15 protein-coding genes, 1 other RNA gene and 1 pseudogene are annotated in these 19857 nt (G+C 72.4%); 9 read left to right on the top strand and 8 right to left on the bottom strand.

Annotated features, from left to right (window positions below):
- The first annotated feature begins 5 nt into the window (after positions 1-5).
- The 7 genes from LE548_RS13735 to LE548_RS13705 all read left to right on the top strand — a co-directional run bounded on the left by LE548_RS13735 (position 6) and on the right by LE548_RS13705 (position 10784).
- Entirely contained in the window at positions 6-248 is a 243-nt protein-coding gene (locus LE548_RS13735) for a hypothetical protein (RefSeq protein ID WP_225097078.1), read from the top strand.
- Positions 245-2338: an alpha-galactosidase gene (locus tag LE548_RS13730; RefSeq protein WP_225097077.1), complete on the top strand. Its 2094-nt coding sequence runs from the start codon at positions 245-247 to the stop codon at positions 2336-2338. Before LE548_RS13735 ends, LE548_RS13730 begins: the two co-directional genes overlap by 4 nt.
- Positions 2339-2509: 171 nt before the next feature.
- On the top strand, positions 2510-4393 hold the full coding sequence (locus LE548_RS13725; protein ID WP_225097076.1) for an RICIN domain-containing protein: 1884 nt from the start codon (positions 2510-2512) through the stop codon (positions 4391-4393).
- Between the two features lie 109 nt (positions 4394-4502).
- Positions 4503-6005 carry a glycoside hydrolase family 43 protein gene (locus tag LE548_RS13720; protein ID WP_225097075.1) on the top strand — a complete coding sequence of 501 codons (1503 nt, stop codon included), beginning with the start codon at positions 4503-4505 and terminating at the stop codon, positions 6003-6005.
- A 77-nt stretch (positions 6006-6082) separates the two neighbouring features.
- Positions 6083-7831, top strand: coding sequence for a cellulase family glycosylhydrolase (locus tag LE548_RS13715; protein ID WP_225097074.1), 1749 nt, complete (start codon positions 6083-6085; stop codon positions 7829-7831).
- Positions 7832-7904: 73 nt separating this feature from the next.
- A complete protein-coding gene (locus tag LE548_RS13710; protein WP_225097073.1) occupies positions 7905-9884 on the top strand; it encodes a TIM-barrel domain-containing protein in 1980 nt (659 codons plus the stop codon).
- A gap of 111 nt (positions 9885-9995) precedes the next feature.
- Positions 9996-10784, top strand: coding sequence for an alpha/beta hydrolase (locus LE548_RS13705; RefSeq protein ID WP_225097072.1), 789 nt, complete (start codon positions 9996-9998; stop codon positions 10782-10784).
- Between the two features lie 3 nt (positions 10785-10787).
- On the opposite strand, the gene rnpB is transcribed toward LE548_RS13705, so the two are convergent.
- The 5 genes and pseudogenes from rnpB to LE548_RS13680 all read right to left on the bottom strand — a co-directional run bounded on the left by rnpB (position 10788) and on the right by LE548_RS13680 (position 15241).
- Positions 10788-11190, bottom strand: an RNA gene (gene rnpB, locus LE548_RS13700) — RNase P RNA component class A.
- Between the two features lie 118 nt (positions 11191-11308).
- Positions 11309-12025, bottom strand: a pseudogene (locus tag LE548_RS46465) (DMT family transporter); the annotation flags it as partial.
- An 85-nt stretch (positions 12026-12110) separates the two neighbouring features.
- Positions 12111-12932 carry an AraC family transcriptional regulator gene (locus LE548_RS13690; protein WP_225097071.1) on the bottom strand — a complete coding sequence of 274 codons (822 nt, stop codon included), beginning with the start codon at positions 12930-12932 and terminating at the stop codon, positions 12111-12113.
- 143 nt (positions 12933-13075) lie between these two features.
- A complete protein-coding gene (locus tag LE548_RS13685; protein WP_225097070.1) occupies positions 13076-13717 on the bottom strand; it encodes a TetR/AcrR family transcriptional regulator in 642 nt (213 codons plus the stop codon).
- Positions 13718-13795: 78 nt separating this feature from the next.
- Positions 13796-15241: an RNB domain-containing ribonuclease gene (locus LE548_RS13680; protein ID WP_225097069.1), complete on the bottom strand. Its 1446-nt coding sequence runs from the start codon at positions 15239-15241 to the stop codon at positions 13796-13798.
- A 202-nt stretch (positions 15242-15443) separates the two neighbouring features.
- Here LE548_RS13680 and yaaA point away from each other — a divergent pair, with 202 nt between their 5' ends.
- Positions 15444-16226 carry a peroxide stress protein YaaA gene (yaaA, locus tag LE548_RS13675; protein ID WP_225097068.1) on the top strand — a complete coding sequence of 261 codons (783 nt, stop codon included), beginning with the start codon at positions 15444-15446 and terminating at the stop codon, positions 16224-16226.
- Between the two features lie 84 nt (positions 16227-16310).
- On the top strand, positions 16311-16982 hold the full coding sequence (gene eda, locus LE548_RS13670; RefSeq protein ID WP_225097067.1) for a bifunctional 4-hydroxy-2-oxoglutarate aldolase/2-dehydro-3-deoxy-phosphogluconate aldolase: 672 nt from the start codon (positions 16311-16313) through the stop codon (positions 16980-16982).
- On the opposite strand, the gene LE548_RS13665 is transcribed toward eda, so the two are convergent.
- From LE548_RS13665 to LE548_RS13655, 3 genes are read right to left on the bottom strand one after another with little or no spacing between them, the layout of a single operon-like run.
- On the bottom strand, positions 16954-18183 hold the full coding sequence (locus tag LE548_RS13665; RefSeq protein WP_225097066.1) for a bifunctional RNase H/acid phosphatase: 1230 nt from the start codon (positions 18181-18183) through the stop codon (positions 16954-16956). The genes eda and LE548_RS13665 overlap by 29 nt on opposite strands.
- A gap of 21 nt (positions 18184-18204) precedes the next feature.
- A complete protein-coding gene (locus LE548_RS46005) occupies positions 18205-18948 on the bottom strand; it encodes a C4-type zinc ribbon domain-containing protein (protein WP_308030180.1) in 744 nt (247 codons plus the stop codon).
- Positions 18949-18961: 13 nt separating this feature from the next.
- A complete protein-coding gene (locus tag LE548_RS13655; RefSeq protein ID WP_225097064.1) occupies positions 18962-19801 on the bottom strand; it encodes a Nif3-like dinuclear metal center hexameric protein in 840 nt (279 codons plus the stop codon).
- Between the last annotated feature and the right edge of the window lie 56 nt (positions 19802-19857).

Below are 19857 nucleotides of genomic sequence, written 5' to 3'. Positions count from 1 at the left end.
CCTGTATGTCCCCGCACGTTGACGACCTTCACCCCCCTGTGGGACCAGGGGCTCCCGCTGTCCCGCCCGCGCCCCAGCACAGCTCGCGCGGCCCCGAGCGGACGCCCGAGCCGGCGATGACCGGCCTGGACAACGAGGTCTCGTCGTACGGCGAGGGGGCGTACCCGATCCCGCGCGACCACCTGCACGTGTGCGAGCGGCCGCCTGTCCGCGACGCCGCGGATGCCGGGGCGGAGGTGGCGCTGTGACCACCACGCCGACCCACCAGACCCTCAGCTGGGGCCACGACGCGTTGCGGCTCGACCTGCGCATCGCCGCCGACGGCACCACCCGACTCGACCTGGACGGCCCCTCCGACCCGGCCGGGGACGGCGCGCTGCCGCTGGTCGAGGTCACCGCCACCGGCCACGGCCGGTTCTGGTCCAGCCACCGCCTGGTGGACAGCGCCCTCGGCGCGCGGCTGCGGCACCGCGCGCACCACGTCACCCGCGAGGGCGGGTGGCATGTGCTCACCGTGGCGCTTCACGACCCGGACACCGGGCTGGTCGCCGAGGTGGTGTACCGGTCCCCGGACGGCGTGCCGGCCCTGCGCGCCGAGGTGACGCTGCGCAACGAGGGCACCGGCACCCTGCACCTCGAATCGGTGACCTCGCTGGCCCTCGGCGGCATCACCGACGTCGACCTGGACACCGCCGACGTGTGGTGGGCCGACAACGACTGGCTCGCCGAGCTCCGCTGGCAGCGCCGGCCGCTGCGGGCGGCGCTGCCCCAGCTCAGCGGGCGGGTCCGGTACGGGTACGGCAAGGGCTCGTTCGCGCTGGCCGGGCAGGGCACCTGGTCGACCTGCGGACACCTGCCGATGGGCGCGCTGTCCGACCGCGCGTCCGGCCGCGCCTGGGTGTGGCAGGTCGAGCACAACGGCGGCGGCTGGCGCTGGGACTGCGGCGAACGGCACGACACCGCCTACCTGGCGCTGTCCGGCCCCACCGACGGCGACCACGGCTGGCGGCACCCGCTGGAACCGGGCGGCGAGTTCCGCGCGGTGCCGGTGTCGGTGGCGTTCGGCGACCGGCTGGACGACGCGTTCGGCGCGCTGACCCGCTACCGCCGCGCGAGCCGCCGCCCGCACCCGGACCACGAGAACCTTCCGGTGATCTTCAACGACTACATGAACTGCCTGATGGGCGACCCGACCACCGAGAAGCTGCTGCCGCTGGTGGACGCCGCCGCGGACGCCGGCGCGGAGTACTTCGTGATCGACGCCGGCTGGTACGACGACAGCGCCGGCTGGTGGGACAGCGTCGGCGAGTGGGAGCCGTCCACCACCCGGTTCCCCGGTCCGCGCGGCATCCACGAGGTGCTGGACCGGATCCGCGAGCGCGGCATGGTGCCCGGCCTGTGGCTGGAGCCCGAGGTGGTCGGGGTGCGCAGCCCGATCGCCACCGCGCTGCCGGACGAGGCCTTCTTCCGCCGCGACGGCGTGCGGGTGGTGGAGACCGGGCGGTACCAGCTCGACCTCCGACACCCGGCCGCCCGCGCCCACCTGGACGCCGTGGTGGACCGACTGGTCGGCGACTGGGGCGTCGGCTACCTGAAGCTGGACCACAACATCGACGCCGGCACCGGAACCTCCGGCCACCCCGCCGAGGTCCCGGCCGCCGGGGCGCTCGGCCACCACCGGGCGCACCTGGCCTGGCTGGACGGTGTGCTGGACCGGCACCCGCACCTGGTGCTGGAGGACTGCGCGTCCGGCGGCATGCGCGCGGACCACGCGTTGCTGTCCCGTATGCAACTGCTGTCCACCAGCGACCAGCAGAACCTGCTGCTCTACGCGCCGATCGCGGCTGCCGCGCCGACCGCCGTCACCCCAGAGCAGGGCGCCGTGTGGGCCTACCCGCAGCCCGACGACACCCCGGACGAGGTGGCGTTCACGCTGGTGAGCGCGCTGCTCGGGCGGATCCACCTGTCCGGACAGCTGGCCGGCCTGGGACCGGAGGCGCGCGCCCTGGTGCACCAGGCGGTGGCGGTCTACCGCGACCTGCGCGCCGACCTGCCGGGCGCGCTGCCGGTGTGGCCGCTGGGCCTGCCGGCCTGGGACGACCCCTGGGTGGCGCTGGCCCTGCGCACCCCGGCCACCACCTACCTGACCGCGTGGCGCCGCCCCGGCGCCGGCCCGACCACCACCCTGCACCTGCCGCACCTGCGGGACACCCCGGTGGTCGCGACACCGGTCTTCCCCGCTGAAAGCCGCGTCACCACCGCCTGGAACCCCGGTACGGCGGAACTCACGCTGACCCTGCCCACGGCCCCGTCGGCCGTCCTGCTCCGCCTGAACTGACCCGCGCCCACCCCTGAACCGACCGGCGCCCACCCCACGGGGCCGCCCCACAGTGCGATGAGGGCTCCCCCCACCCAGCCTGCCGTGCCCGAGCGCACGGCTGGAAGCCCGCCGTTTCCGCGGACGGGAGCACTACCCCCCACACCCAACCACGACCCAATGGAGGGTTTCGTGAAACGGTTCCTCCGAGCCGGACGAGAACGCCTGCTCGCCATAGCCGGCGCTCTGTCCCTCACCGTCGCGGCCCTGTCCGTCGGCGCGTTCACCGCCGCCCCGGCCGCCACCGCGGCCACCACCGCAACCACCTCGGCGACGGTGACGGTCGACACCAGCCACTGGCTGGCGAACTACTCGTCCACCGTCCCCGGCCTGAACACCCAGGTCTACGACCAAAACATGAACCGCTCGGACATCCCCGGCCTGCTCCACAACGCCGGTATCGGGATGTGGCGCTACCCGGGCGGCAGCGACGCCGACGTCTACCACTGGCAGACCAACACCGTCGACGGCGGCTACGTCGCCCCGAACACCGACTTCGACTCGTTCATGGCCACCGTCCGGGCGGCGAACACGCAGCCGATCATCACCGCGGACTACGGGTCGGGCACGCCGGACGAGGCCGCGGCCTGGGTGAAGTACGCCAACATCACCAAGGGCTACGGCGTCAAGTACTGGGAGATCGGCAACGAGATCCCCGGCAACGGCGAGTACGGCGCCCAGTGGGAGACGGACAAGCACTCCAGCCACAGCGCCACCACCTACGCCACCAACCTCCTTCAGTTCATCTCGGCGATGAAGGCGGTCGACCCCAGCATCAAGATCGGGGCGGTGCTCACCACACCCGGGAGCTGGCCGGACGGCATCGTCGGCCCCGGTGACACCCAGGACTGGAACCACACGGTCCTGTCCATCGCCGGCTCGAAGATCGACTTCGTGATCGTGCACGACTACCCGACCAGCACCAGCGAAGCCGATCTGCTGACCAAGCCGCAGGCGGGCGCCCCGCACATGGCCGGCACGGTGCGGTCGCTGATCAACCAGTACGCCGGCAGCAACGCGCCGAACGTGGGCATCGCCATCACCGAGACGAACGCCGACAGGGACAAGGACACCGCCCCGAACGGGCTGTTCGCCCCGGACCAGATGCTGACCTGGGCGGAGAACGGCGCGTTCACCGTCGACTACTGGGCCATGCACAACGGCACCGACTGCTCCCAGGTGACCACGGTGGACGGTGCCACCGACTACGGCGACGGGGGCGTGCTGTCCAGCGGCGCGTCCTGCGAGCCGGCGGTGGACACCCCGTTCGCGCCGTACTACGGCATCTCGATGATCAGCAAGCTCGCCCAGTCCGGCGACTCGCTGATCCAGACCAGCAGCTCCACCCCGCTGATCTCCGCGCACGCGGTGCACCGCGGCAACGGCGACGTGAACGTGATGCTGATCAACAAGGACCCGAACAACAGCACCACGGTGTCCTTGTCCTACAACGGGTTCACGCCGTCCTCGGCCGCCCCGACCGTGTACACGTACCAGAAGAACGGCACCTCGATCACGTCGTCCACCAGCGGCTCCGGGACCACCCAGACCATCCCCCCGTACTCGGTGGTCGTGGTGCAGATGCACCCGAGCAGCGGTGGCGGCACCGGCGGCAGCACCGGCGCGCTGCACGCGGTCGGCGCGGGCAAGTGCCTGGACATCAACAACAGCACCACCACCGCCGGCACGCAGGCCCAGATCTGGGACTGCAACGGCGGTACGGCCCAGACCCTGACGCGCACCTCCGCCAAGGAGTTCCGCCTCTACGCCAGCACCTCCACCCCGATGTGCCTCGACGACTCCGGCGCCGGAACGGCGAACGGCACCGCCGCGGTGATCTGGCAGTGCACCGGCGGCGCCAACCAGCAATGGAACGTCGACTCCAACGGCACGGTCACCAACGTGCAGACGGGGCTGTGCCTGGACGTGAACGGGTTCGGCACCGCGAACGGCACCAAGGTGCAGCTCTGGGCCTGCGGTTCCAACCAGAGCAACCAGCAGTGGACGTTCGGCTGACACCTGTCAGTTGAACCGCATCGGGCGGCCCCGCGCCTCGCCGGGCCGCCCCCCCCACGTCGAACGACGACCAGAAACAGGGCCGGCGGGCCCCCGGAGAGGAACAAGCGTGTCCGACCAGCACCAGGCGACCGCCACCGTCAGCAACCCGATCATCCCCGGGTTCCACCCCGATCCCTCGGTGTGCCGGGTCGGCGACGACTACTACCTCGCCTGCTCCAGCTTCGAGTACTTCCCGGGCGTGCCGATCTTCCACAGCCGCGACCTGGTGCACTGGACGCAGATCGGCAACGTGCTGGACCGGCCCGAGCAGTTGGTCCTGCCGCTGGACGCGCCGTCCTCGGCCGGCGTCTACGCGCCCACCCTGCGCCACCACGACGGCCGCTTCCACCTGATCGTGACCAACGTCAGCGGCTACGGGAACCTGCTGGTCACCGCCACCGACCCGGCCGGCCCGTGGTCCGACCCCATCCGGCTGCCGGACGTGCCCCGCATCGACCCGGACCTCGCCTGGGACGAGGACGGCACCTGCTGGTGCACCTCCGCCGGGGTCCAGCAGGTCCAGCTCGACCCGACCACCGGGAAGGTGACCGGCGAGCCGCGCCAGATCTGGTCCGGCAGCCCCGGCTCCCTCTATCCCGAGGCCCCGCACCTCTACCACATCGGCGACTACTGGTATCTGCTGATCGCCGAGGGCGGCACCGAACGCGCGCACGCCGCCTCGATCGCCCGCGGCACCTCGCCGAACGGCCCGTTCGAGCCATGCCCGCACAACCCGATCCTCACCCACCGCGGCATCGCGCACCCGGTGCAGAACACCGGCCACGCCGACCTGGTGCAGGGCCCGGACGGCTCCTGGTGGCTGGTGCTGCTGGGTGTTCGGCCGCAGGGCTCGACCCCGAGCTGGCACGTGCTCGGCCGGGAGACCTTTCTCGCCCCGGTGACCTGGGTGGACGGCTGGCCGGTGGTCGGCTCGCCGGACCTCGCGCTGCCCGCGCCGAACTGGCCGCTGCACCCCGCGACCGCACCCGCACGGGACGACTTCGACGCCGAGCGGCTGGCGCCGCAGTGGATCTCGCTGCGCGACCGCCCGGCCGAGCTGATCACCACCCGGGAGCGGCCCGGCTGGCTGACCCTGCGCGCCCGGGGCGCCTCGATGGACGAGAAGGACGTGGTGTTCGTCGGCCGCCGCCAGCAGCACCTGACGTGCCGCAGCCGCGCCCTGCTGGACCCCGCCGAGGGCGCCGGCGGCCTGGCCGTACGCCTCGACGAACGGCACCACTACGAGGTGGAGGTCGCCGACGGCGAGGTCCGCGCGGTGGCCCGGATCGGCGGGCTGCGCAGCGTGCTCGGCTCGCGTCCCGCCCCGGACGGCCCGGTGGTGCTGCGCATGGACATCACCTCGCCGCAGGACCTGGGCCTGGGCACCGGACCGGACCTCGTCACGCTCGGCTTCGAGGAGCCGGACGGCACGTTCACCGCACTGGGCGCGCTGGACGGCCGGTACGTCTCCACCGAGGTGGCCGGCGGCTTCACCGGCCGCGTCATCGGCGTCTACGCCGCCGCCGGAACCGTCCACGTCGACTGGTTCGACTACGAGCAGATCGGCTGAGCGCCGCACCCGTCCCCAGAACCCGTGCCCGGCACCCGCGTGCACGAGCACATCCCGACGATCGAGAGGCACCGAACATGACCGGAACACCCCGCCCGGGGAGAGCCGGCCGGCGGCTGTGGCTGCTGGCGAGCCTCCCCCTGGCCTTGATCACCACGGTTGGTGCGGGCAACGCCCCTGCCCTGGCCGGCACCACCGCGAGCACCGCTGCGAACGGGGAGGCCACCACCAGCGCGCAATCCGTGGTCGCGGCGATGCAGCCGAGCTGGAACCTGGGCAACACCCTCGACGCCTTCCCGGCCGAGACGTCCTGGGGCAGCCCGCTGACCACAAAGGCGGTGTTCGACACCGTCCGGGCGGCCGGATACCGCAGCGTGCGGATACCGGTGACCTGGAGCAGCCACCAGGACACCACCGCGCCCTACACGATCGACCCGACGTACATGGCGCGGGTCAGGCAGGTCGTGGACTGGGCCATCTCGGACGGCCTGTACGTGGACCTGAACGTGCACCACGACTCGTGGCAGTGGATCAAGAACATCACCACCGCCGACCACGACGCGGTGCTCGCCCGGTTCGACTCGACCTGGCAGCAGATCGCGGCCGCGTTCAAGGACGAGCCGCGCAAGCTGCTGTTCGAGAGCGTCAACGAGCCGCAGTTCAGCGACAACGCCACCGATGCGCAGAAGACCCAGGCGATGGACGAGCTGAACACCTCGTTCCACACCATCGTGCGGCAGTCCGGCGGCCGTAACGCGACCCGCGTCCTGCTGCTGCCCGACCAGAACACCAGCCCGACCCCGCAGAAGATGGGCGAGCTGTACACGACGATCACCAGGCTGCACGACCCGAACCTCGGGGCGACCGTGCACTACTACAGCTTCTGGCCCTTCTCCGTGAACAACGGCGGCTTCACCACCTACAACCAGCAGACCCAGCAGGACCTGATCGACGACTTCACCGCGGTGCACGACGTCTTCGTGGCCAAGGGCATCCCGGTGTACCTGGGCGAGTACGGCACGCTGTCCTACCCGGACTTCACCAAGCCCGACCAGATCGAGCGGGGCGAGGCGTTCAAGTACTTCGAGCAGCTCGGCTACGAGGCGCGGATCAACGGCATCACCACCGCGCTGTGGGACGCGGGCTCGTTCCTCAACCGCAACACCCTCCAGTGGCGCGACCCCGAGCTGACCGCGCTGCTCAAGGCGAGCTGGCACACCCGCTCCGGCACCGCGTCCACCGACCAGGTGTTCCTGCCGAAGTCCACGCCGGTCGCCGCGCACACCGTCACCCTCAACCTCAACGGCCTGTCCTTCCGGGGCTTGTGGCAGGGCCACACCCGGCTGCGTCCCGGCGTGGACTACGCGGTGTCCGGTGACCAGCTCACGCTGACCCCCTCGCTGCTCACCCGGCTGGGCGGCGACCGGGCGTACGGCGAGAACGCCACCTTCCAGGCGCGGTTCTCCCGGGGCGTGCCGTGGACGTTCCACGTGATCAGCAACGACCTGCCGGTGCAGTCCGAGGCGACCGGTACGACCAGTTCGTTGACCATCCCCACCCAGTTCAAGGGCGACGTGCTGGCCGCCATGGAGTCCCGGTACGCGGACGGCAGCAACGCCGGCCCCTACTCCTGGACCCCGTACCAGGAGTTCAACACCCACTTCACGCCGGACTACCCGAACGGCGCGATCCGGCTGACCTCCGACTACCTGAAGACCCTCACCGACGGCGCCACCGTGACCCTGAAGTTCGACTTCTGGAGCGGGGCCTCCGTCACCTACCACGTGACCAGGTCCGGTGACACGGTCACCGGCACCGTCTCCTGACCACCGCGTGACCGACTCCGGCCCCGTGTGCTCCCGCATGGGGCCGGGCGTCAGAAGAACAAGAGGAATCGCCTTGCCTTACAGCATCAGCGCGGATGGCCTGGAACGTCACACCGCCGAAGAGATCCTCCGTATCGAGCCCTGGGGGCCGCACGCAGTCCGGGTCCGGGCCTCGTCCGGGACAGTCGCCCCTTCCGCTCCCGGCGCACTGGAGATCCCCTCGCCCTCCCCCCACGTCGATGTGTCCGTCGCGGCAGACGGCTCTGCCCGCCTGGTCAACGGCCGCCTCGCTGTCGAGGCCCTGCCGGACGGCCGGCTGAAATTCCTGCACGCCGCCTCGGGCCGTGAACTCCTCGCCGACAAGTCCCCGTACCCCCATCATCCCGGCCCCCGCGTCCATGCGGCCGGCGGCCGGACGGAACAGCACTTCGAGGCCTACGCCGGCGAGCGGCTGCACGGCCTCGGGCAGCATCTGCACGGGCTCCTGGACCAGAAAGGCTGTGTGATCGACCTCGTCCAGGGCAACACGGTGGCCGCCATCCCCTTCCTGCACTCCTCGCGTGGCTACGGACTGCTGTGGAACAACCCCGCCACCGGCCGTGCCGAACTGGGCACCGACACCACCCGGTGGGTCGCCGACGCCGGCGGGCGGGTCGACTACTGGATCACCGCCGGTGACACTCCGGCCCAGATCCTGGACGCCTACACCCTGGCCACCGGACGTCCGCCGCTCCTGCCCGAGTGGGCGTCCGGCTTCTGGCAGTCCAAACTGCGCTACCGTACCCAGGACGAACTCCTGACTGTTGCACGGCAGTACAAGGAACGCGGACTGCCGCTGTCCGTCATCGTCTGCGACTTCTTCCACTGGCCCGCGATGGGCGACTGGCGTTTTGAAGCGAGCGAGTGGCCCGATCCCGCCGCGATGGTGGAAGAGCTCTCCGGCCTCGGGGTGAAGCTCGCGGTCTCGGTATGGCCCACCGTCGAGCCCGGCAGTGACACCTTCGACGAGCTGCGCTCGGCCGGATGCCTCGTACGGGACGGCGACGGCGGCCTGCTCACCTACCACTGGCCCTCCCGTAGCGCCGAGGAGCCGATGCGCCGGATGGCGTACTACGACGCGACCAACTCCCACGCGCGCGCCGCGCTGTGGCGACGACTGAGCGACAACTACCTTTCAGCGGGCGTGGCCTGCTTCTGGCTGGACGCCTGCGAACCCGACCTGTCCCGGGATGTCGCCGACCGTGCCGTCTACGCCGCCGGTCCGGCGGCCGAGGCCGCGAACCTCTACCCGCTCCTGCACACCCGGACCGTCGCCGACGGCCTGCGCGCGGCCGGCGAGGACCGGCCGTTGTCCCTGGTCCGCTCCGCATGGGCGGGCAGCCAGAAGTACGGCGCCGCACTGTGGTCCGGCGACATCCCCACCACCTTCGACTCCCTCGCGCGGCAGATCAGAGCCGGACTGAACGTCGCGATGAGCGGCGTCCCCTGGTGGAACACCGACATCGGCGGCTTCTTCGGCGGCGACCCCGACGACCCCGCCTACCGCGAGCTGCTGATCCGCTGGTTCCAGTACGGCACCTTCAGCCCCATCATGCGGCTGCACGGGGACCGCGTGCCCCACCACCCGACCTTCTCCACGGACATGACCGGCGGGCCGAACGAGGTCTGGTCCTACGGGGAGCAGGCGTACGGCATCCTCCGGGACCACCTGCTGCTGCGCGAACGCCTGCGCCCGTACCTGGACCTGCTGTCCCAGGACGCGCACCGCACCGGCGCACCGCCGATGCGCCCGCTGTTCTTCGACTTCCCCGAGGACGAACGCGCCTGGGACGTGGACGACCAGTTCCTGCTCGGCCCCGATGTGCTGGTGGCACCGGTGTACGAGCCGGGCGCGCGCACCCGCCGGGTCTACCTGCCCTCCGGCGCCCGCTGGTACGACCCGGCCACCGGACACGTGCTGGAGGGTGGAACGGCACCCGACGCCGACGCCCCACTGGAGCGCATACCCGTCTTCGTACGCGAAGGAGCCGCCGTCGCACACGCGTTGCGCTGACGTGTGCAGGTGTCGGGAGGCGCATCCGTGCGGCCCGCACTTCCTTCGGGACCGCGGCGGTCCGACGGAAGAAACCCCGAAGAAAACCCCTTCTCGCAGATGGAGCAACAGATGACAGACGTGCGGATCACGAACAGTGGCGCGGCAGCGCTGACCTTCCACCCACCGACGGCGGAGGTGCCGCGCTCGGCTGCGGGCGCGCCCGCGGTGATCGTCATGCCGGGCGGCGGCTACACCTTCCTTGCCCCGCACGAGGGGAAGCCCGTCGCACAGTGGCTGAACCAGCTCGGATTCGCCGCCTGGGTGCTGGAGTACCCGGTAGGGCCACAGGACTTTCACCCCGCGCCGCTGGACTCGGCACGGGCGGCGATGCGTGAGGCGCGCTCGCAGGCGCCGGGGCTGGGGGTCGACCCGTCGCGCATCGGGGTCCTCGGCTTCTCCGCGGGCGGCCACCTCGCCGCCCACCTCGCCGCCGGCCCGGACACGGCCGACGACGAGCGGCCCGCGTTCGCGGTGCTCTGCTACCCGGCGACGTCATGGCACACCTTCGGCCCCGCCGCAGTCGGCGAACCGGACAGCGACCCGCTCCTCGGCCCCGGCTCGACCCCGGAACAGCGCCGCGCGGTCTCCATCGAGCTGATCGCCGTCCCGCAGACCCCCCCGACCTTCATCTGGCACTGCGCGGACGACGACACCGTCGGGGTCGACCACGCCCTGTCCCTGACCCGGCGCCTGGCCTCCCTGCGGGTCCCGGTCGAACTGCACGTGTTCCCCACCGGCGGACACGGCGTGGGACTGGCCCAGGACATGACGCCCGCCGGCACGTGGACGTCCCTGTGCGCACAGTGGCTCCGCAGGACGACCGCCACCGCATCCGGCGCGAAAGACACCGGTAGGTAGCGGCAGACGAGTCGGGCTGTACGCCGGGTTCTGTTCCCCGGGACCCTCGCGGGTGCCGGGGCGACGGCCATCCATCTAGGGCCGGCGTTGCCGTCGGCCTCGTGCGGTCTACCCGCGGACTCGGGCGGGCAGCCCTCGAACGTCCGCGCAGAAACACCGGGATGTTTCCTTTTGACCTTGCTCCGGGTGGGGTTTACCTAGCTGCCCAGGTCACCCTGGGCACTGGTGGTCTCTTACACCGCCGTTTCACCCTTACCCAGCGCCTGAGCGCCGGGCGGTTTGCTTTCTGTGGCACTGTCCCGCGGGTCACCCCGGGTGGCCGTTAGCCACCACCCTGCCCTGTGGAGCCCGGACGTTCCTCGGGAAGCCCCCTAGGGGGACTCCACGCGGCCGTCCGCCCGGCTCGTCTGCCGTGTGGACCATGGTACCGGGCGCTTGGAGCGGCGCGGACCGGTGGACGCCGTCGCCAGGACGGAGCCCGTCAGGATCAGGGCGAAGGCCGCCAGGATGGTGGGGGTCAGGGACTCGTTCAGGAAGAGCGCGCCCGCCGCCACCGCGACCGCCGGGTTGACGTACGTGATCACCGTCGCCCGGGTCGGGCCCGCCTCCTTGATCAGCTCCAGGAAGGCGACGAAGGCCACCGCCGTGCAGATCACGCCCAGGCCGGCCAGCGCGGCCAGCGCGTGGGCGGAGGGGACGGCGGACGGTCGGGTCGCGGCCGCCACCGGGGCGTAGACCACGGCCGCCAGGGACAGGCAGGCCGCCGTCAGGTGCAGGGAGGGGACGTCCTTCATGCGGCGGGCGGCGATCACCGGGGCGGTCGCGTAGCCGATGACCGTCACCAGCACCTCGGCCAGGGAACGCCCGTCGCCGCCGGTCAGGTGCGGGAGGGTGAGGACCGTTACGCCGCCCAGGCCCAGGGCGAGGCCCGCGAGACGCCGGGCGCCCAGGTGTTCCGTGTCGCCCAGCAGCCGAGTGACCACCACGCCCACGATCGGCACGCCCGCGATCAGCAGGCCGGCCGTCGAGCTGGACAGGTGCCGTTCGGCGTCCGTCAGGGTGAACCAGGGGACGATGATCTCCAGGACCGCGAAGGCCAGCATGGGGCGCCAGTGGGCCCGTATCGTCGCGGGCAGGCCGCCCTGGCGCAGGGCGAAGGGGAGGAGTATGAGCGCGCCGAGCGCGCAGCGCGTGAACACCACCACCGGCGGGGACACCTCGTCCACCGCCACCTTGATCATCAGATAGGGAATGCCCCAGATCACTCCCATCAGGGAGAACAGGAACCAGCCGCGTGCAGTCATGAACTGAGTTTCGGCCACCCTGTCATGGCGTGTCTTGAACGCTGTTGCGGTACACCGCCGGGGTCACCCCGAGCACCCGGCGGAACCAGCGGGTCAGATGCGCCTGGTCGGCGAAGCCCACCAGCCCGGCGACCCCGGCGGGGCGCAGGCCGGCGGCGAGCAGCGCGCGGGCCCGGGTCACCCGGTACTGGGCGAGCCAGGCGTACGGGGGTATGCCCATCGTCGTACGGAAGGCCCGCAGGAGCTGGTAGCGGGACAGGCCCAGGTCGGCGGCCAGGGAGGCGAGGCTCGGCGGGTCCGTCAGCTCGCCGGCCAGGCGGTCGCGGACCGTCCGGGCGATGGTGGCCGCGCCCGGGACCAGGTCCGCACCGGACCGGGCCGTGGAGTGGCGGCGGGCCAGGGCCGTCAGCAGCCAGGGGATGCGGGACTCCGCCTCCAACGGGTCGGGGCAGACGCTGAGTTCGGTGTGGGCATGGCGCAGCGCGGCGACGAGTGCGGGGTCCTGGACGAGCGGTTCGCGGAAGTACGGCAGCCCGCCGAGGACGCCGTCGGCCAGCAGGGACGGCTCGGCGTACAGGGCGCGGTAGGCGTAGCCGTCGGTGTCGTTGCCGGGGCCGCCGGTGTGCATCTCGCCGGGTTCGAGGACGATGATCGCGCCCGGTCCGGTGCGGATGTGACCACCCCGGTAGTCGATGATCTCGCTGCCGCCGACGCAGACGCCGATCGTGTACTCGTCATGGGCGTGCGGGGCGTACACGTGCTGCCGGAAGTTCGCGGTCAGCATATCCAGCGAAGGCCCGCACCGGCCCAGCCGCGCCCTGGTCCACAGCGCCTGCTCCCCCATGAGCCATCTCCTTGTCCGTCCGTTCAGCCCGTTCCGCACTCGTCGGTGCAACGCGTTCCGGCCGGAATTCGATGCCAGGGGAGGCCAGAGGACGCCAGGAGAGCCAGGGACGGACCCAGGTGCCGGTGGTGCCGGTGACCGCTTCAGCCGCCGGAGGCCGTCCCCTCCGCCCGCTCCAGGGCCGTGAACGCCGTCGCCAGCCGTGCCCGGTGGTCCCGGGCCACCTCGGCCACGGGGTCGCCGGCCAGCAGGCGGCGCGCGGAGGTGACGAAGACCGTGCGGTAGGCGGCCACGGTCAGGGCGGCCAGGAGCTGCGGATCCGCCGTACCGGCCGCGGCGAGGGCGGCGGCCAGCGCCCGTTCCACCTCCTCCACGCACTCGCGGACGCGGGAGCGCAGGGACGGGGAGGCGAGGACGATCCGGTAGAAGCGCGGGAAGCGCTCCCCCACGCCGCTCAGCGGGTGTCCCTCGTCCAGGAGCCGCAGCGCCAGGCGGCGCAGGGCGGTGAGCGGGGACTCGTCGGGCGCGCGGTCGTGCACGGCGGCGGCGAAGAGTTCGGCGGCCTGCGGGATGCGGTCGAGGAACAGGTCCTCTTTGCGCGGGAAGTAGTTGAAGACCGTCATGGGGGACACCCCGGCCGCCCGCGCGACCTCGGCGACCGTCACCGCGTCGAAACCGCGCTCGGCGAACAGGCCCGTGGCGACGTCCGAGATCCGCTGTCGCGTCTCCCGCTTCTTACGCTCGCGCAGGGGGAGCTCGTCGTCGCGCACACGTTCGTCGTTCATATGAAAACTATAGCCGCCCAAAACTTTTAGTGACTACAGTCATACGGCGAAGACGGCGAGGCACCCTCGTCCAGGCGCTCACGCGGCCGTGAACAGGATCTTCGCCGCCCCGGAGCCGGCCCCCGGTTCGGCCCGGACGAGCCGTACCCGCAGGCGTTCGCCGAGCGGGAGGTGGTCGCCCTCGATCCGCCCGATGACCGCCGGTGACAGCAACTGCACGGTGCCGACGGACGGTTGACGCTCCTCGACGTCCACCACGCACCCCTCGAAGACCTCCCCGATCCGGTCCTTGAGCAGGGCCGCCTCCACAAGGTCGATGCACTGCCGCTCGACCGTCCCGGCGATGCGGGCGCCCTCGGCCATCCGCCGGGGCAGCGCGTCGAGGCCGGCGAGCACCCAGTCGGGCACGGCCTGCCCGGCGACGGCCGCGAGGCAGATCTCCGAGGAGTACCGGTCCGCCAGACGGCGCAGGGGGGCCGTGCAGTGGGTGTAGGGAGCGGCGACGGCGGCGTGCGTGGTGATCGCGGGCAGGTCGCCGCCCCGGAAGACGGTGTAGCCGGCGCCGCGCAGCAGAGTCGTGCACTCCTGGAGGAAGGCCGCGTGCCGCGGGGTGTGCGGGTCCAGGGAGCGGATCAGGGCCGCGTAGGACACATGGTGCGGCCAGTCGATGTGCAGGGCGACGGCGGTACGGCGAAGGCGGGCGACGGCGCCGTCGGGGGCCGCCGGGAGGGTGCGCAGCACTCCGGTGCCGTGGGCGAGCATCAGCTCGGCGGCGGCCATGCCGGTGAGCAGGGAGAGCTGGGCGTTCCAGCCGTCGGCGGGCAGCGGGGCGCGGTAGCCGAGGACGTAGGTGTGGTCCTGGGCGGTGATCTCCTGCTCGGGCACGTTCAGCGAGATGCCGCCGCGTGCCGCCTCCAGCCGTTCCCGGGCCTCGCCGATCTCTCTCAGCAGCGCGACGGGCTCCTCCGCGGTCCCGGTCTCGATCGCCTTCTGCACGCCCGCGTAGTCGAGCTTGGCGCGGCTGCGGACCAGGGCGCGGCGCACGTCCACAGCGACGGTCCCGCCGTCCGCGTCCAGGTCGAGCGTCCACAGCACCGCCAGCCGCACCTGGTCCGGCAGCAGGCTGGCGGCGCCCTCGCTGAGCACGACGGGGTGCAGCGGGACCTTCCCGTCCGGGAAGTACAGGGTGTCGACCCGCCGGTGCGCCTCCGCGTCCAGCGCGCCGCCGGGTGCGACGAAGGCGGCGACGTCGGCGATGGCGTACCGGACCCGGTAGCCGGTGCGGCGCCGGGAGAGATGGGCGGCCTGGTCGAGGTCGGTGGAGGCCGGGGGGTCGAGGGTGAAGAAGGGGATGTCGGTGGCGTCGTACGACGGCAGCGCCGGGGCCTTCGCCGCCTGCTCGGCCTCCTCCAGCACCTCGGGCGGGAACGCGCCCGGGACGCCGAGCTCGGCGCGCAGCGCGGTGAGCGCGGCCCGGAGCGGTGCCTCGGGGGCACCGGTCACGCGGATCGTGCGGCGGGGCATACAGCGAGCGTAGGTCGCGGCCGGGGGCCCGGCACGCCGTACGCTGGCGCGGAGGTCCAGGGGGTGTCGTTCGGATCAGCTCGGCCGTGACGAACGCTGCCTTGTGGCCGGCCCGAGCGGGTCTGGTGCGTGCAGGTGTGCGTGCCGGACCCCGCGACGCCAGGATGATCCGAACGAAACCCCCCCAGGTGAGGAGTATGTGGTGCTGGTCCTGCTGCCGCCGTCCGAAGGCAAGGCGAACTCGGGCGCGGGTGCCCCGCTGAAGCTGGAGTCCCTGTCGCTGCCCGGGCTGACCGCCGCACGGGAGGCGGTGCTCACCGAGCTCGTCGAGCTGTGCGCCGGGGACGAGGAGAAGGCGCGCGAGGTGCTGGGGCTGAGCGAGGGGCTGCGCGGCGAGGTCGCGAAGAACGCCGGCCTGCCGGCGGCGGGCGCCCGCCCGGCCGGGGAGATCTACACCGGCGTGCTCTACGACTCCCTCGGCCTGGCCACGCTGGACACGGCGGCGAAGCGGCGGGCGGCGCGCTCGCTGCTGGTCTTCTCCGGTCTGTGGGGCGCGGTGCGCGTGACGGACCGGATCCCCTCCTACCGCTGCTCGATGGGCGTGAAGCTGCCCGGCCTCGGCGCGCTGGGCGCGCACTGGCGGGCGCCGATGGCCGAGGTGCTGCCCGAGGCGGCCGGGGCCGGCCTGGTCCTGGACCTGCGGTCGGCGGCGTACGCGGCGGCCTGGAAGCCGAAGGGCGAGGTCGCGGGGCGGACGGCGACGGTACGGGTGCTGCACGCGCCGACCCGGAAGGTGGTCAGCCACTTCAACAAGGCGACCAAGGGCCGGATGGTGCGCGCCCTGCTGACGGCCGGCGCCGCGCCGAAGGACCCCGCCGAGCTGGTGGCGGTGCTGCGGGACCTGGGGTACGTCGTGGAGGCGGAGGCGCCGGGGAAGGCGGGCACGGCGTGGTCGCTGGATGTGCTGGTGGAGGAGATCCATTGACCTTCGCTCGGAGCGTCCGCGAGATGCATTGCAACATGCGCAACGCTCATTGCACATAATGGAGCGGCTGGGCACGATGAGGGCATGACCTCACCGCTGCCCTCGCCCTCGGCTGCCTCCGTACTGGATCTCGCACCCGTAGTCCCCGTGGTGGTCGTCTCCGCCGCCGCCGACGCCGTACCGCTGGCGCGGGCCCTGGTGGCGGGCGGGCTGCCCGCGATCGAGGTGACGCTGCGGACGCCGGCGGCGCTGGACGCGATCCGCGCGATCGCCGCCGAGGTGCCGTCGGCGGTGGTCGGCGCGGGCACGGTGCTCACGCCGGAACAGGTCGGCGCGTGTACGGCGGCGGGGGCGCGGTTCCTGGTCAGCCCCGGGTGGACGCAGGGGCTGCTGGCGGCGATGCGCGGGTCGGGGGTGCCGTTCCTGCCCGGGGTGTCGACCGCCTCGGAGGTCGTCGCGCTGCTGGAGCGCGGGGTGCGGGAGATGAAGTTCTTCCCGGCGCAGGCGGCGGGCGGTGCGGCGTATCTGAGGTCGCTGGCCGGGCCGTTGCCGCAGGCTCGTTTCTGCCCCACGGGCGGGATCGGCCCGGCGACCGCGCCGGAGTACCTTTCGCTGCCCAACGTCGGGTGTGTGGGCGGGAGTTGGATGATCCCGGCGGACGCGGTGGCCGCCGGGGACTGGGCGCGGATCGAGGAGCTGGCGCGGGCCGCCGCGCGGCTCGGCGAGGTCAGGGACGCAGGTGGGACGTGTCGTTGAAGAGCCGGACGCTGGCGTTGCCGTCGGCGTAGTACGCCACCGCCGACAGGGAGGCCGCCGACAGCTCCATGCGGAACAGGGACTCGGGCGGGGCGCCGAGGGCGAGCCGGACCAGGGTCTTGATCGGGGTGACGTGGGTGACGAGCAGGACCGTGCGGCCCGCGTAGGCGGCGATCAGCTTGTCCCGGGTGACGGCGAGTCTGGTGGCCGTCTCGGCGAAGCTCTCGCCGCCGCCGGTGGGGTGGGCCTCCGGGTCGGCGAGCCAGGCGTTCAGATCGTCCGGGTAGCGTTCGCGGACCTCGCCGAAGGTGAGGCCCTCCCAGGCGCCGAAGTCCGTCTCCCGCAGGCCGTCCTCGATCGTCACGTCCAGGCCGAGGCGGGCGGCGACGACGCCGGCGGTCTCGCGGGTGCGGATGAGGGGGGAGGCGAGGATGGTCTGGATGGTCCCGCGCCGCGCGAGCGCCTCCGCGACCCGGCGGGCCTGCTCGCGGCCGGCTTCGGAGAGGGAGGGGTTGGTGCCGCCGCTGCCCGAGAAGCGCTTCTGGGGGGTCAGGGGGGTTTCGCCGTGGCGGAGCAGCACGAAGGTGGCGGGGGCGCCGAGGTCTGGGGCGCTGCCCCAGCCGGGGGCACTGGAAGGCTGCTGCTCGTCCGGGGTTTCCGCGCCGGCACTGGGAGGCTGCTGCTCGTCTACGGTTTCCAGGCGCTGCTCGCTGTGAGGTGCCGCTGCGCCCACCCGTGCCGCCCCAGCGGCACGACTGCCCGCAGCTACGGCGGGCGGGGACCATGGCTCGCCCTTCGCCCCCGCGTCCATCGCTTCGTTGGCCAAGCGGTCCGCGTGCTTGTTCTGTTCCCTCGGGATCCACTCGTAGGTGACCTGGTCCGGGGGGAAGATCGAGCGGGACTGGGCGGCCAGGGGCTTCATGTCGGGGTGTTTGATCTTCCAGCGGCCCGACATCTGCTCGACGACCAGCTTGGAGTCCATGCGGACGCGGACCGTGGCCGTCGGGTCGAGGGCGTGGGCGGCGCGCAGGCCGGCCAGGAGGCCGCGGTACTCGGCGACGTTGTTGGTCACGACGCCGAGGTACTCGGCCTCCTCCGCCAGGATCTCCCCCGTCGCCGCGTCGGTGACCACGGCGCCGTAACCGGCCGGCCCGGGATTGCCTCGCGACCCGCCGTCCGCCTCGACGATGAACTCCCGCACCCCACAAGCCCCTTACGACTCTTACAGACCCGACTCGGCCGTACGCACCAGGATGCGGCGGCAGTTCTCGCAGCGTACGACGGTGTCCGGCGCGGCCGCGCGGATCTCGTTCAGCTCGGTGATCGCCAGCTCCTGGCGGCAGCCCTGGCAGGTGCGGGCGTACAGCTTGGCCGCGCCGATGCCGCCCTGCTGCTCGCGCAGCTTGTCGTAGAGCTTCAGCAGATCAGCGGGGACAGAACCCGCCACGACCTCGCGTTCCTTCGTCACCGTGGCCACCTCGCCGTCGATCTCCTCGAAGGCGGCGCTCCGGCGGCCGGTCGCGTCGTCGATCTTCGACTGCACCGACGCGACCCGCTCGGTCAGCTCCGCCACCCGCTCCTGCGCGGCCTCGCGGCGCTCCATGACCTCCAGGACCACGTCCTCCAGGTCGCCCTGGCGCTTGGCGAGGGAGGCGATCTCGTGCTGGAGGTTGGACAGGTCCTTCGGCGAGGTGACCGCGCCGGAGTCCAGGCGCTGCTGGTCGCGGGCGGCGCGCTGGCGCACCTGGTCCACGTCCTGCTCGGCCTTGGTCTGCTCGCGGGCGGTGTCGCTCTCCTCGGTCTGCGCGGCCACCAGCAGGTCGCGCAGCTGCGTGAGGTCCTTGTTCAGCGCGTCGATCTCGGCGTGCTCGGGCAGCGACTTCCGCTTGTGCGCGAGCTGCTGGAGGCGGACGTCGAGGGCCTGGACGTCGAGGAGGCGGATCTGGTCGGCGGGCGCGGCGTTCAGTTGGGGGCTCCTGTTAGTTGCTCGGGGTGGTGGACGCCGCGTGGGCGGTCCAGGGGTCGGTGACCGTCGTGGAGACGTGGACGCGCAGGTCCCAGCCGTGGCGGTCGGAGATCTCGTCGAGCTGGCTCGCGGCCAGCTCGCACCAGGGCCACTCGGTGGCCCAGTGCGCCGCGTCGAGCAGCGCGAGGGGGCTCTGGGCGACGGCCTCGCTCGCCGGGTGGTGGCGCAGGTCGGCCGTGAGGAAGGCGTCGACGCCGGCCGCGCGGACCTGGTCGAAGAGGCTGTCGCCGGAGCCGCCGCTGACGGCGACCGTGCGGACGAGGGCCTCGGGGTCGCCGGCCACCCGGATGCCCTGCGCGGTGGCGGGCAGCCGCTCGGCGGCGCGGGCGGCCAGCTCGCGGACGGTCAGGGGGTGGTCCAGCTCGCAGATCCGGCCCAGGCCCCGGCGGCCGGCCGGGTCGGTCGGGTCCGGGACGAGGGGGCCTACGACCCGCAGGTCCAGCGCGCCGGCGAGGGCGTCCGAGACACCCGGGTCCGCGGTGTCGGCGTTCGTGTGGGCCACGTGCAGCGCGATGTCGTTCTTGATCAGCGTGTGCACGACGCGGCCCTTGAAGTGGCTCGCCGCCACCGTCGTCGTACCCCGCAGATAGAGCGGGTGGTGGGTGACCAGCAGGTCGGCGCCGAGCTTCAGCGCCTCGTCGACGATCTCCTGGACGGGGTCGACGGCGAACAGGACCCGGGTGACCTCCTGGCCGGGGTCGCCCACGACCGTGCCGACCGCGTCCCAGGACTCGGCCCGCTCGGCGGGCCACAGGGTCTCCAGCGCGGCGATGACTTCAGACAGACGGGGCACGCAGCAAAGGCTACCTGGCTGTTCGGCGGCGCCACACCGCATCCGTCAGGTCTGGT

This window comes from Streptomyces sp. CoH27, from assembly GCF_020181035.1.
In the GTDB taxonomy this organism is placed as follows: Bacteria; Actinomycetota; Actinomycetes; order Streptomycetales; family Streptomycetaceae; genus Streptomyces; species Streptomyces camelliae.
This window is presented reverse-complemented; position numbering and strand designations above follow the sequence as displayed.

Coding starts and splice junctions, on each gene's coding strand:
- LE548_RS13735 (WP_225097078.1), top strand. CDS start 6: ATGTCCCCGCACGTTGACGACCTTCACCCCCCTGTGGGACCAGGGGCT.
- LE548_RS13715 (WP_225097074.1), top strand. CDS start 6,083: ATGACCGGAACACCCCGCCCGGGGAGAGCCGGCCGGCGGCTGTGGCTG.
- LE548_RS13705 (WP_225097072.1), top strand. CDS start 9,996: ATGACAGACGTGCGGATCACGAACAGTGGCGCGGCAGCGCTGACCTTC.
- LE548_RS13690 (WP_225097071.1), bottom strand. CDS start 12,932: ATGGGGGAGCAGGCGCTGTGGACCAGGGCGCGGCTGGGCCGGTGCGGG.
- LE548_RS13685 (WP_225097070.1), bottom strand. CDS start 13,717: ATGAACGACGAACGTGTGCGCGACGACGAGCTCCCCCTGCGCGAGCGT.
- LE548_RS13680 (WP_225097069.1), bottom strand. CDS start 15,241: ATGCCCCGCCGCACGATCCGCGTGACCGGTGCCCCCGAGGCACCGCTC.
- eda (WP_225097067.1), top strand. CDS start 16,311: ATGACCTCACCGCTGCCCTCGCCCTCGGCTGCCTCCGTACTGGATCTC.